This window comes from Pseudomonas sp. B21-012, assembly GCF_024749305.1.
GTDB lineage: Bacteria > Pseudomonadota > Gammaproteobacteria > Pseudomonadales > Pseudomonadaceae > Aquipseudomonas.
In genome coordinates this window covers 1,201,038-1,214,119 of record NZ_CP087197.1, presented here as the reverse complement: position 1 = coordinate 1,214,119, position 13,082 = coordinate 1,201,038, and the positions used below count along the sequence as shown (strand labels likewise).

The window sequence follows — 13,082 nt, the reverse complement described above, 5'->3', positions numbered from 1 at the left end:
GAAGACCGTGATGCCCAAGACGCCCTCCCCCGCTGTACAACGGCGCAGGCTCAATCGCCTGCGCTGGATAATCGCCCTGAGCCTGATGAGCCCGGGCATTGGCCTTGCCGCCAACGGCCTGCAAGCGGCAGCCGGGGTTGCCGGAACGCCGCTGATCACCGATCGGCACGGTGTACCGGTGATCGATATTGTCGCGCCCAACGCCAGTGGCCTGTCGCACAACCAGTTTCTCGATTACAACGTCAACAAATCCGGGTTGGTGTTGAACAACGCCCTGCAGGCCGGGCAATCGCAACTGGCCGGCGCCCTGGCCGCCAACCCGCAGTTTCAGGGCCAGGCCGCCTCGACCATTCTCAATGAAGTGATCAGCCGCAACGCCTCGCGCATTGCCGGCCCACAGGAAATCTTCGGTCGCCCGGCCGACTACATCCTGGCCAACCCCAATGGCATCACCCTCAACGGTGGCAGCTTCATCAATACCACCCGTGCAGGCTTTCTGGTCGGTACGGTCGAGCTTGAAGACCAGCGCCTCAAGTACCTCGATACCCGTACCGCCAGCGGCACCCTGGAGGTCCTCGGCGCCGGCCAGAGCAACCACTACGGAGCTCTCGAACTGATCGCCCCACGCATCGACAGCCGCGGCGCGCTCGCGGCGCGCGACGACTTGAGCCTGGTGGTCGGGCGCAACCGCATCGACACCACCGACGGCCAGGTCATCGAGCACCTGGTGGCGCCGGCTGGCAGTATCGATGCCAGCCTGTTTGGCGCCATGCAAGCCGGGCGCATCCGTATCCTCAGCACCGCGGCGGGCGCCGGTGTGCGCATGGCCAGCAGCCAGTTGCAAGCCCGCGACGGGATCGCCATAGACGCTGCCGGCACCCTGGAGATCAGCGCCGTACGCGCCCAGGCGCAACAGGTAAACATCAAGGCCGGCAAGAACCTCACCCTCGATGCCCAAGCGCGGGAAAACATCAGCCGCGAACAGCAGAACCGCAAAGAAAAGTGGGGGCTCATCACCACCGAAACCTACGAGCGCGAAAGCACCCGCACCGAGCGCCAACAGGTCGGCAGCCAGATCAAGGCCAGCCAGGACATCAACCTGCAGGCGGGCGGCGACCTGCGCATGGTCGCCGCCCGCGTTGAGGCCGGTGGCGACCTGTCGGTCAAGGCGGGCCAGAACCTGACCATCAGCGCCGGCGTCGACAGCCTGCAGGTCGATGAAAAAATCCGCCACCGCAAACACCTGTGGCGCGGTGACAAGGACAGCAGCAGCTACCAGGAAAGCGCCAAGGCCAGTGTTCTGTCCGGCCAGCAGGTTTCCCTGGCGTCCAAAGGCAACACGCAGATACTGGGCAGCGCCCTGAGCAGCGCCGGCGACATGAACCTTAAGGCCGGCAAGCTGGAGGTCGCCAGCATCGCACTGAGCAACGACGAAAACACCCGCAACTACAGTGGCGACCTGGTCTCCGGCAGCTTCTTCGGCAAGAACGGCCAGACCGAAGCCAAGGGCCAACAGGGTAGCGCCAGTAACCTTCAAGCTGAAGGTGCATTGACCGTGGTGGCTGACCAGGTGCAAATCAAAGGCTCAAAGGTGCAAGCCAAAGGCGATGCACTGTTGCTCAGTGAAAAAGCCCGGTTGTCGGTCGAAGCGACACACAATGAGTCCAGCGTCGAGCAACGCGAGAGCGACAGCAAACTGTTCGGCCTGATCGCCGAAAACAGCCAGCGCCAGGAACACCGTCAGCAAGTGCTAAGCAGCGACCTGGCCTCTGCAAGCAACCTGCGCCTGGCCAGCGCCGATGACCTGCAGGTGATCGGTTCAAGGCTTCAGGCCGGCAAGCAATTGCACCTGCAGGCGCAAAACGCCATCGATGTGCGCAGCGCCGAGCAACTGCAGACCCTCAGCGAACAAAAGCAGCAACAGGGCTTCACTGCCAGCGCCAGCCAGACCCAGGACGCCATCGACGGCAAGCCCGACTCGCACCAGTACACGGCTTCGGTGGGTTACGCCGTGGTCAACACCGACACGCAGGCATCCCACCTCAAGCAGGTTGTCAGCGAGCTCAAGGGCGCAGGCGTTGCACTCGAAAGTGCTAAAGCCATCGACATCACGGGCTCCAGCATTGAGGCGCTCGCCGGTGACCTTCAGTTGGATGGTCGCACTGTCACCGTAAGCGCAGCTCGCGAGCTACAGTCGCAGCAGACCACCACCGGCGAAAGTGGCGGCGGCCTGCGGGTCAGTGGCGGCATCGATGCTGTTGGCAGCGCCTTCGAAGGCTACTACAGGCGCCAGGAGGTCGATGAACGCGCAAGCCAGGCGCAACGCAGCAGCCTGAGCGCCACTGGCGATCTGCGCGTGACTGCCGACACGCTGGTCAACGAGGCTGCCCGCCTGACAGCTGGCCGGTCGCTGGAGCTGCAGGCCGGCAGCGTGGACAATCGCGCCGTCGACGATACCCGCGAATCAAAACAGACCCAGACCCACTGGCAAGCCAGCCTCGGCGCCAGCCTGGTGTACAAGGACCTGACCCGCCCGGTGGAGAACCTGGTCACCGGTAAAGAAGCCAGTCGCTTCCAGCAGGCATCAATCGAAGACGCCCTGGCCCCGCCAACGCTGGGCGCTGATCTTGAGTTCAAACACCTCAATCGCGAGCAAACCACGCGCAGCAGCACCGCGCAGGTCACCGAACTCACGGGCCAGCGTATCAACCTCAAGGCCGGCAGCCTCGACGATGCCGGCACCCAGTACCGGGCCAGCCAGGGGCCTTTGTCGATCCAGACGCAAAACCACCGCTTCGTCGCCGCCCAGGACAGCACCAGCACACGTGTTGAGCGCCTGGATGTGGACGCTGCGGTGCGCGTCGAAACCAGCACCGGCAGCGATATCAACCTGCGTCTTTCCGGCAAGGGTGGCTCGCTGCTGACCGACAACAGCACGCAAACCGCACGCCCTGGCAGCCTCTATGGGCAAACCGGCATCCAGGTGCAACTGGGCAGTGATGGCCTGTACGAAGGCACGCGCTTCAATGCCGGCGACGGCTCGCTTGAAATAACGGCCAAGGGTGACCTGAGCCTTGCCCAGGCCAACGATCAACAGCGCCAACAGTTGAACAAACTCGACGGCAACGGCTGGTTCAAGGCAGGCAACGCACCGGCGGGCAGTGCCCTGGAGTTTCGCGGCTACCTTGACCAGAGCAAACTGGACAGTCTCGATACCCAGGCCCGCGTGGTAGAGATAGACGCCAAAGGCAAAGTGCAACTGCAGGCCGGTGGTGCCCTCGAGCTTGTGGGTGGGCGCATCGGCAGCAGCGCGGCCAAGGTCGCCGATATCGAGCTGCAAAGCGCAGGTGCGCTGAAAGTCAGCGCTGCCACTGATACCCACAAGGCTCAAGGCAGCAACATCGGCGGCGGCCTGGAATTGCTCGGTAAAAGCACCAGCAATGGCAAAGGCGCTGGCCTGGGTGGCCACTTCGGCACGGGCCGGGTCGATGAAGCCAGTACCACGGCCAGCGGGGCCAACTGGTTTGCCAGGGAGCAACTGCTGTTGAGCAGCACCGCCAGTCAGGACGATGCGCTGACGCTGCAAGGCGTCAAGGCCACGGCAAACCGGGTCGCCATCAGCGCCAGCGAAGGCGGCGTGCTGATCGAGGCCGCAGGCAGCAGCGAACGGCGCAACAACCTCGACATCACCGCCGGTGCCGGCCTTAACGCCGCGCCAGGGGCGACCGCGAAAGAGGCCAAACGCGGGCTGTATGCCCGCGGGCAGGTGAACATCGACAACGCCGACAATCTCACCTTCGCCAACAGCCAATGGCGCGCCGGCCAGATCAGCCTGGCCAGCCTGAGCGACACGCGCCTTGACGGTGTGCGCCTGGATGCCGGGCGCATCGACGGCCAGGTCGGCGGCGACCTGCACGTCGCCAGCCGCCAGGACCGGGTCAATCAGTTGAACGTGCAGGTGGATGCGCGCTTGAGCCAGGAAAAGAACCCACAGGGCTATATCAACGCCGCCAACGCGGTGGCCGGCCCGCTGGCTGACAAGGTCGGTAAACCGGTCGGCGGCGCGTTGCAGAAAGTCGACCCGAAGACCTCACCCACCTTCACCCTCAAGGTCGAGCACACCCAGCGCGACACCGTCGCCAGCCAGAGCGCGCTCAACGGCCGCGACGGCATCGACCTTGAGGTCGGCGGCGCCGTGCGCCTCTCCGGCGCCAGCCTGCAAGCGAACAAGGGCAAGGTGCAATTGGGCGGTGCCGCCGTCACCGAGCAGAACGTGCAGGGGCGCGATTACTATCGCCAGGTGGGCATCAACGCCTCGAACGCACCGGTCGACCTGGTCAGCGGCCTGATCGATGTCTACGGCTCCGGCGCCAACAGCAACGCAGGAGAAAAGCCGTTAGACCTCGGTTTCCTGCGCACCAGCGGGCATGACCGCAGCACCAGTCTGGCCTCGAGCATAACGGAGGGCAGCAAGCCGCGCTGAGGCCGCCTGCCGGTCACCACTTGAGGGTGCGCCTGATGCCGGTTGCATCCGCCTTGAGCCAGCCGGCCGCCAGCAACACCGGGTACAGGGCGGTACCCGGTGTCATCTCGCCCTGCAGCTTCGCGCGCCGGGCGAGCAGGTCGGCATCCAGCTCGGCCTGATGCTGCCCCTGCAACTGCAACCGCGCCAGCAGATGCATGCCTGCCGAGCAATCAATGCGCACCTGGCCCGCGCCGAGGGGCAGCGACCAGGGCGCGTCCATGGCCAGACCGTCGACGCTGATCTCGCCCTGGCTGCCTCGGCACTGTCGACCGCTACCCTGCACGTCGATCCGTCCGCTCCACTCACCCGTCAGCCGATAGGACGAAGGCGTCGTGAGTGTAGGCTGCATTGGCACTACTGCCGCCCGCCAGTTCCACGGCCAGCCAGCGACCTGTACCTGCCAGCTTTGCCCCTGGAACCCAAGCTCGACCTGGGCCTGCAGACGCCAGGGCTGCCAGTGCCAAGCGACCGGCCCCACCTGCCCCAGCCGTTGCGCCTGGCCTTGCCAGAGGCTGCCGGAGACGCCTTCGGCGGCAACGGGTACGAGCAGCCAGTTCGCCGGCAAAGCGGCCAACAGGCTCAACACGAACACCAGGGCGAACCCGCCCGCGCGCTTCATTGTTGCAACTCCAGCTCGAAGCTCATACCTGACTCGCCCTGCTCCAGCGACCAGCGCAGCGGGCGCACGCCTTCGCGCTGTACAGCCAGTAGCCAGCGCTGCACACCTTGCTCATCGGCGGCACGGCCCTTGATCTGCCAACTGTGGTTTTCTACCAGCACTTCATTGAGGACGATGCTGTGTGCCTGCGCCGATTGCTGCAGTTGCTCGGCACTGAAACGCGTCTGCACCTGCAGGCTGGCCGCCGAGCGGGCCAGGGCTTGCCACTGCCGTGCGTCCTGCAAGCGCGCCGTGCCTTCACGAACGATCAAGGTGACAAGCAATACGCCTACCATCACCCAGGCTGCCGGCATCAACCAGCGGCGCTGCAGCCATGCACTCATGAGACAGCTCCCAGGTCGAACACCAGTTGCAGTTGATCTTCGCCAGCCTCCACTGCCACCGGCACACCGACCTGCCGGGCGATGGCCTGCCAGGTTGCCGCCTCGGGTGCCTGGTCGCCACGCAGGCGCAGGGTCCAGCGTTGTCCATCGAAGCCACTGGCGCTGACGTGCCAACCGGGTTGTGCCTGCAACCATTGCTGCACCGCCATCTGCAACTGCTCGATCTGACGCAGGCGCAAGTGGCGATCCGCCTCGGCCTGGCGCTGACGCTTGAGGAGCTGGGCTGCCTGGCGAGATGAAGTGACCGGCCCGGTGACCGCCACCACTTGCGCCTTGTAGACCTCGTTCTGGCGCCATTGCTGGGCCAGCCACAGGCCGCTGCAGACCAGCCCCAACAGCGCGCAGGCGGCCATCAGGCGCCATTGCCCGGGGGCCATGGCAACGCGCAGCCGCATCTGCCGCGCCGGGTGCAGAGCAAACAGGCTGGGCAAAGGCTCCAACGCGGCCAACCGCGCTGGCCAGGCCCCTTCAAACATTTCGGGTTGCAGGCTTGGCCAGGGAGCCGGCAAGTTCGATCCAAGCAGCGTCGGCCAGGCCAGCCAATGCTGGCGTGAGAGTTCGGTTACCCCCTTGAGCAACAGCAGGTCCGGGCTGCGCTGCCAGCACAGGGCGGTACCCGCTGGAGTGTCTGCCAGCAACTGAAACTCGGCCCAGCAGCGCTCGACGCTCAAGCCCCAGTCGGCGCACTGGCCCAACCATTGTTCGAGCAAAGCCTGATCGACGCTGACCAGCTCCAGTTGATTGCCCTGACGTGAAACACAGCCACAACGGATCGATTCGGCCGGTTGCAGCAAACGCTCTTCAAGCAGCAAAGGCCACTCATCACGCTTGAGCCCCGGCGGCGCCGCAAGCTGGCTATGGCTGCAGTGGTTACCGGGCAGAATCAGCGCCACACACGCGCCGTCCGGGCTGGGCGGTTCGCCCTCGCCGGCTTCGCGCCTGCCGTCGGCCAGGCGCAACCAGCTCCAGGGCGCTTGCCCCACACCAGGACGCAGCAGCAACCAGTTGCTTTCGCGTGGCGTTTGCCAGCGTTCAAGCCATTTCATCAGGGTGCCTCCGGCAGGGCGAAGGTACAGACATAAGGTGCTCCATCACGCTTGAACTCAAGGCGCACACCGCGATCCGGGGCGGACCGCTCGGCAGAAGGAAAGGCCAGCCAGCGGCCCGATTGAAAAAACGCAAAGCTTGGCGCCGTGACCTGATCGAGCTGTTCACGTTGACGCCATTGAGGCTTACCCACCGCATACAGGTCGGACGAGGTTTCCAGCAGCAGGCGTTGCCCGCGTGTGTCGTAGCTCAGGCGCTGACGCTGCAGGCGCGAGCCGCCCTCGGCTTGCGGCCAGGCACTGCGCGCCACCCATTGCAACTGCAGGGTGGCGGGTTGCCAGTCGAGCCAGTTGATCGCCAGGGGCAGACGTTGCTCATAGAGCTGGCGCAACACCGTGGAGTCGAAACGCCGCTCCAGGGCCAGGCAGAAATCCAGCACCGGCGAGCCCGGGGCAGGTTGCTGCAAGCGCTCGCGCATACCGGCCCAGGCATTGACCAGCGCCGCCAGCAAGATCCCCAGCACCGCGGTCAGGGCCAGGGCCACCAGCAGTTCAAGCAAGGTCAGGCCCTGCTGGCGGCGCTTCATGGGCGCACCAGAAAGATACGGTACTGGCCGAGCGGATCGCGTCCGTCTCGGTCGGCAAACAGGTGCAATTGCCCTCGGCGCAGGTTGCGCACGCCGGTCGAGGTCAACTGCAGTTGCCAGTGACACTGGTCATCGCTTTGCTGCAATTGCCCGGCGGCGCTGCTTTGCAGCGGCCAGAACCGCTCGACGGCAAACCGCGCCTGCAGCTCGCGCGCGCAGAACACCCCCAGGCGGTGGTGCTGCACGCTCTGCTGCACCGCCAGACGCTGGCGCAACACCTGGCTGGTCATGATTGCCAGGGCGGCGGCAATCCCCAGGGCCACGGTCACCTCAAGCAGGGTGAAGCCGCGCTGTGCGCGCTTCACAGTGGCGCCCTGTGCAATTGGCCGGCGCTGCTCCATTGCCAACGCTGGGTGCCTTCGGGCCAATGCCAGTTCAAGGTGGCGCTGCGGGCAAGCCCGGAGGGCGTGAACACCAGGCGTGGCTCGCGGCTGGCAGGCCAGTCGGCTTGCAGCGTTGCCGGCCAGTCAGCGAAATCGACGGGCTCGACCTGCCAGCGCTCGGCGACCCGGCGGACAAATTCGGGGTGGCTGCCATTCCAGCGCAAGCCGCGAATCTCCCCCCCGTGTAGCGCCAGCTCAGCCTGCTGGCGGCTGGCTCCGGCCAGGCGCTCAAGGGCCTGCTGCACCGGCGCCTTGCCGCTGTCGAGCCAGGCAATGCTCAAGGTGCTCATCAGCCCGGCGATCAGCAGCACCACAAGCATCTCCAGCAGGGTAAAACCACGCTCGTTGCGCATCCTTAAAGGTTCCAGTTACCCAGGTCGGCATCGATACCTTCGCCGCCCTCGACGCCATCGGCGCCCAACGAGTAGATATCGATGCGCCCGTGCTGGCCGGGGGCGCGGTACTGATAGGCAGTGCCCCAGGGGTCCTGCGGCAGGCGGCGGATGTAACCGTCGGCGCGCCAGGCGCGTGGCAGCGGCTCTGCCGCCGGTTTGCTGACCAGCGCCGCCAGGCCCTGCTCGGCCGAAGGGAAACGCAGGTTGTCGAGACGGTACATGTCCAGCGCCTGCTCCAGGGTCGACAGGTCGGCCATGACCTTCTGCTTCATGGCCTTGTCCTGGCTGCCGAGCACGCTTGGGGCGACCACGGCGATCAACAGGCCGATGATGAAGATCACCACCATGATTTCCATCAGGGTAAAACCGCGCTGACGCGCGCGTGGGCTGTGCATGGTCTTGCTCCTTTTCAAAGTGTCAGGCCCTGGTTGAGCTGCATGATCGGCAACAGCACGGCGAGGACGATGAACAGCACCACCGCGCCCATCACCAGGATCATCAGCGGCTCGAACAAGGCCATGGCGCTGTCGACCTGGCGGGCGAAGCCACGCTCCTGGTTGTCGGCGACCCGTTCGAGCATGTCTGGCAAGGTGCCGCTGGCTTCGCCACTGGCGACCATGTTCAGCAGTAACGGCGGGAAGTGGCCGCTGGCATCCAGCGCCCGGTGCAGGCTGACCCCGCCCTGCACATCGCTGCTGACCCGTTGCAACGCCAGGTGGATGCGCCGGTTGTTGACCGTGGCGGTGGCCACTTGCAAGGCTTCGAGCAGCGGTACGCCGCTGCCGCATAGAATCGCCAGGCTGCGCGACAGGCGCGCGCTCTCCAGCACCGCCAGCAAGTTGCCGATCCGCGGCAGGCGCAGCAGCAAGTCATCGCGGCGCAATCGCCAGTGCGGGCGGCGCAACAGCCAGGCACCGAGCACCGAGGCCAACACCGCGCCGAGCAGCAACCACGGCCCGAGCAACACCAGCAGGTCGCTGATGCCGATCAGCAGCGAAGTGATCCACGGCAGGCTCTGCCCGGAGTGAGCGAACTGCTCGGTAAGCTTGGGCACCACGAAAGTCATCAGGCCAACCACCACCGCCAGCGACACCCCCATTAACACGCAGGGGTAGATCAGCGCCGTGCGCGCCTTGTGCTGTTGACGTTGAACCTGTTCGAGGTGCTCGGCCAGGCGTTCCAGCACCTGGGCCAGGCGCCCGGAACGCTCGCCGGCCTCGACCAGCGCGCAGTACAAACCGCAGAACAGCCCGCCCTGGCGCGCCAGGCTGCGGGCCAGGCTCAGGCCTTCGGCGAGCGATCCGCGCACCGCCACCAGCAGGTTGCGCAGGGCTGGTTCCACCAGTTGCCGCTCCAGGGTCGCCAGGGCATCCACCAAGGGAATGCCGGCGCCGGTGAGGGTCGCCAGTTGCCGGGTCAGCTCGCACAACTGGGCGCGGTTGACCCGCTGGCGGCGCGGCTGTTGAGTGGTCGCATCGTGGCGTTGCAACTGCCGGGTGAACAGCCCTTGCTCACGCAACAACTGGCGGGCATGGCGCTCGCTGTCGGCCTGGATGCTGGCCTTGCGTGCCCGGCCGCTGAGGTCGACCGCTTGGTAACGAAAGGTCGGCATGGGTTAGCCCTGCACTGCGCGCAGCACTTCGGCGAGGCTGGTATCGCCGCGACGCAGGCACTCGCTGGCCATGCCGGCAAGGCTCTGGCGGCGCCCGGCCAGATGCTCGTGCATGGCCACTTCGCTGGCGCCGTCGTACAGCAGGGCGATCAGCCCGGCGTCCAGCTCGATAAATTCGTACAGACCGAGGCGGCCACGATAGCCGCTGCCCTGGCACTGCTCGCAACCGACGGCATGGAAGGTTTCGCTCAGCTCCGCCAGCTCCGGCCACAGCTGCCGCTCAGCCGCCTGCAAGGGTTGCGGCCGCGCACAGCTGCACAGGCGCCGCACCAGGCGCTGGGCCATGACCCCGCGCAGGCACGAGGCGATCAGAAACGGCTCGATACCCATGTCACGCAGGCGCGTCACCGCGCCCACGGCGCTGTTGGTGTGCAGGGTCGAGAGCACCAGGTGGCCGGTGAGGCTGGCTTGCACGGCGATCTGCGCGGTCTCGCGGTCGCGGATTTCGCCGAGCATGATCACGTCCGGGTCCTGGCGCAGGATCGCCCGCAGGCCGGTGGCGAAGGTCAGCCCGGCGCGGGGGTTGATGGCGGTCTGGCCGATGCCGGCGATGGCGTATTCGACCGGGTCTTCGACGGTGAGGATGTTGCGGCTGCCATCGTTGAGGCTGTTGAGGCTGGCGTACAGCGTGGTGGTCTTGCCCGAACCGGTCGGCCCGGTGCTCAGGACGATACCGTTGGGCCGCGCCAGGCAGCCACGCAAGCCCTGCTCCACCGCTGCCGGCATGCCGAGGTTGACCAGCGCCAGCAGGCTGGCTTGCTTGTCGAGTACACGCATCACCACCCGCTCGCCGTGGATACCGGGCAGAGTCGAGACCCGCACGTCCACCTCACGCCCGGCTGCGCGCAGGGTGATGCGCCCATCCTGAGGCTGGCGTTTCTCGGCGATGTCCAGGCGGGCCATGACCTTGATCCGCGACACCAGCATCGCCGACAGCGCGCGTGGCGGGCGCAGCACTTCACGCAAGTGGCCGTCGACGCGCAGGCGCACCACCAGGCTCTGCTCGAAGGTCTCGATATGAATGTCCGAGGCTTGCAGGCGCAAAGCCTGGGCAAACAGGCCGTTGATCAGGCGAATCACCGGCGCTTCGTCGTCGCTTTCGAGCAGGTCTTCGATGCGCGGCATTTCGCTCATCAGGCCGTCGAGGTCGACCTGCTCGCCGATGCCTTCGATCAGTGCGGCGGTGGCACCCTCGCCGGCCTGGTACAGCTGGCCCAGGCGGCTGTCGAAACTGGCGCTGTCGAGGTGGCAGACTTCGTCCGGCTGGCCCTGCACGCGCAGCAGTTCCTGCAACTGGTCGCTGTCGGCATCGCTGCGCAGCCACAGGCTCCAGCCCGTCGCCAAAGGCGCCACGGCAAGGCCGGCCTGGCGGGCCAGGCGATAGGGCAACAACTCCATCACCAGACACCCTCGTCCAGGCGCTGACGGCTGGCCGGAAAGGCCTGCAGAAGCTTGCCGTCATCGCTGATGGCCGGCAGCTTGAGGGCAGTGTCCTGCTGCAGGTTGCGGTATTTCTCGGTGCTCAGGCTGGCCAGGCTCGGGCCGTCGCGCAGGATCCGCGGGCGAATGAACACCATCAGGTTCTGCTTCACGCCCTGGTGGCCGGAGGAACTGAACAGCCGCCCCAGCCAGGGAATATCACCGAGCAACGGCACTTTCTGATTACTCGAGGTGACCTCGTCGCTGATCAGCCCGCCAAGGATCACCAGGCCGTTATCCTCGACCATGACCTTGGTCTTGATCTCGCGCTTGTTGGTGATCACGTCGCTGGCCGAAGCGTTGTCGGCAATCGACGAGACCTCCTGGACGATGTCCAGGCGCACGGTGTTGTCGATGTTGATCTGCGGCTTGATGCGCAGCTTGACCCCGACTTCCTTGCGCTCGATGGTCTGGTACGGGTTGGTGTTGTCCTGGGTCACGGAGCCGGTGACGAAGGGCACTTCCTGGCCGACCAGGATCGACGCTTCGGCGTTGTCCAGGGTCAGCAGGGTTGGCGTCGACAACAGGTTGAAGCCGCTTTTGCTCTTCAGCGCATTGACCAGCACGGCGAAGTTGAAACCGCCGCCGAAGTTGCCAAAGCCTGCGGTCAGGCCGTTGGTGCCTGACAGCAGCTTGGCCAGCGCGGCGTTGTCCTTGCCCGCTGCAGCCCCGGCGATGGCGGCGATGCTCGGGCCGCTGCTGCCGAAGTTGACCGTGCCGGCGCCGAACTTCTCATCGGCGAACAGCCACTGCACCCCCAGCTCTTCGGCGCGTGAATCCGAGACCTCGGCAATGATCGCCTCGACCACCACCTGCGCGCGGCGCACGTCCAGTTGCTCGACGATGTTGCGATAAGCCGCCAGTTCGCTGTCGGGGCCGACCATGACCACGGCGTTGGTGCCCTCTTCATATTCCAGGCGAATCCCCGAGCTGCTTACCGGCATCGGCGCCTTGTCGTCCTTGCCGCCCTCGCCGTTGGCGGCTGGCAGGGTGTCCTGGCTGAGGCTGCGCAGCACCTTGACCACTTCGCTGGCATTGGCGTGGCGCAGGTAGATCACCTGGGTGTTGGAGCTGCGCAGGTTATCGCCGGGGCGGTCCAGTTGCGCCAGCAAGGCGCGCACCCGCTCGCGGCTGTCGGCACTGCCGCGCACCAACAGCGCATTGCTGCGTGGGTCGGCCACCACCTGGGCGCTGTCGGCGCCCTGCTCGCGGGCCAGCAACTGGCTGATCAACTTGCTGGTGTCGTTGGCGCTAGCATGCTGCAGCGGCATGACCTGCATCGGCTCGTCACTGACCTGGTCGAGCTGCAGCAACAGGCTGTCGATGCGTTCCAGGTTGCTGCGCCAGTCGGTGATCACCAGCAGGTTGGCCGCAGGATACGGGGTGATCACCCCGACCCGGGGATCGATCAGCGGCTTGAGGATGCCCAGCAATTGCTCGCTGGCGGCGTTGCGCACATTGAACACGCGGGTGGCGACCCCGTCGCTGCCTTGCGCCGATTTGCCCGCCGTCTCCACCGGCACCGGCTCAAGCCGTGCGGCCTGGTCGGGGACGATCTTGACGCTGCCGTTGGGCAGGTCGACGGCGGCGAAACCCTGAGCGCGCAACTGGGCCAGGAAGATGTCGTAGATCGCGTCGCTGTCGTGGCGATCGACCGTGCGCACGGTGACCTTGCCCTTGACCCGTGGGTCGACGATGAAGGTGGTGCCGGTAATTTGCGAGACGCTGTCGATGAACTCGCTCAGTTCAGTGTCGACGAAATTGACTTCGTACAACGGCGTCTCGTTGTCATCCAGCGCTACCGGCTCTTCGGCCCAGGCCAGGTTGAGGCCCAGGCTCAGCACGCTGGCCAGGCAGAGTCTTGCGATCATCA

The 13,082-nt window shown here is 65.8% G+C and carries 11 protein-coding genes; 1 reads left to right on the top strand and 10 read right to left on the bottom strand.

Annotation, left to right across the window (positions count from 1 at the left end):
* Positions 1-10: 10 nt before the first annotated feature.
* Positions 11-4,483: a hemagglutinin repeat-containing protein gene (locus tag LOY37_RS05480; protein WP_258716439.1), complete on the top strand. Its 4,473-nt coding sequence runs from the start codon at positions 11-13 to the stop codon at positions 4,481-4,483.
* A 13-nt stretch (positions 4,484-4,496) separates the two neighbouring features.
* On the opposite strand, the gene gspN is transcribed toward LOY37_RS05480, so the two are convergent.
* The 10 genes from gspN to gspD are packed head-to-tail and all read right to left on the bottom strand — an operon-like array spanning position 4,497 to position 13,080.
* Complete coding sequence (gene gspN, locus LOY37_RS05475) at positions 4,497-5,144, bottom strand: type II secretion system protein N (RefSeq protein WP_258716438.1); 648 nt, start codon at positions 5,142-5,144, stop codon at positions 4,497-4,499.
* Positions 5,141-5,527, bottom strand: a complete 387-nt coding sequence (gene gspM / locus LOY37_RS05470; RefSeq protein ID WP_258716437.1) for a type II secretion system protein GspM — start codon at positions 5,525-5,527, stop codon at positions 5,141-5,143. Before gspM ends, gspN begins: the two co-directional genes overlap by 4 nt.
* Positions 5,524-6,633, bottom strand: coding sequence for a type II secretion system protein GspL (locus LOY37_RS05465; RefSeq protein ID WP_258716436.1), 1,110 nt, complete (start codon positions 6,631-6,633; stop codon positions 5,524-5,526). The genes gspM and LOY37_RS05465 overlap by 4 nt, the downstream gene beginning before the upstream one ends.
* Positions 6,633-7,220, bottom strand: coding sequence for a prepilin-type N-terminal cleavage/methylation domain-containing protein (locus LOY37_RS05460; RefSeq protein WP_093386896.1), 588 nt, complete (start codon positions 7,218-7,220; stop codon positions 6,633-6,635). The genes LOY37_RS05465 and LOY37_RS05460 overlap by 1 nt, the downstream gene beginning before the upstream one ends.
* Positions 7,217-7,585, bottom strand: coding sequence for a type II secretion system protein GspI (locus LOY37_RS05455; protein WP_258716435.1), 369 nt, complete (start codon positions 7,583-7,585; stop codon positions 7,217-7,219). The genes LOY37_RS05460 and LOY37_RS05455 overlap by 4 nt, the downstream gene beginning before the upstream one ends.
* Positions 7,582-8,016 (bottom strand): prepilin-type N-terminal cleavage/methylation domain-containing protein, encoded by a 435-nt coding sequence (locus tag LOY37_RS05450; protein ID WP_258716434.1) that lies wholly within the window; start codon positions 8,014-8,016, stop codon positions 7,582-7,584. Before LOY37_RS05450 ends, LOY37_RS05455 begins: the two co-directional genes overlap by 4 nt.
* 2 nt (positions 8,017-8,018) lie before the next feature.
* Positions 8,019-8,453, bottom strand: a complete 435-nt coding sequence (gene gspG, locus LOY37_RS05445; protein ID WP_258716433.1) for a type II secretion system major pseudopilin GspG — start codon at positions 8,451-8,453, stop codon at positions 8,019-8,021.
* Positions 8,454-8,467: 14 nt separating this feature from the next.
* Positions 8,468-9,670: a type II secretion system inner membrane protein GspF gene (gene gspF, locus LOY37_RS05440; RefSeq protein WP_258716432.1), complete on the bottom strand. Its 1,203-nt coding sequence runs from the start codon at positions 9,668-9,670 to the stop codon at positions 8,468-8,470.
* 3 nt (positions 9,671-9,673) lie between these two features.
* Positions 9,674-11,122, bottom strand: coding sequence for a GspE/PulE family protein (locus tag LOY37_RS05435; protein WP_258717175.1), 1,449 nt, complete (start codon positions 11,120-11,122; stop codon positions 9,674-9,676).
* A 5-nt stretch (positions 11,123-11,127) separates the two neighbouring features.
* The gene (gene gspD, locus LOY37_RS05430; protein WP_258716431.1) at positions 11,128-13,080 is read right to left on the bottom strand and encodes a type II secretion system secretin GspD; all 1,953 of its coding nucleotides are present in this window, start codon (positions 13,078-13,080) and stop codon (positions 11,128-11,130) included.
* Between the last annotated feature and the right edge of the window lie 2 nt (positions 13,081-13,082).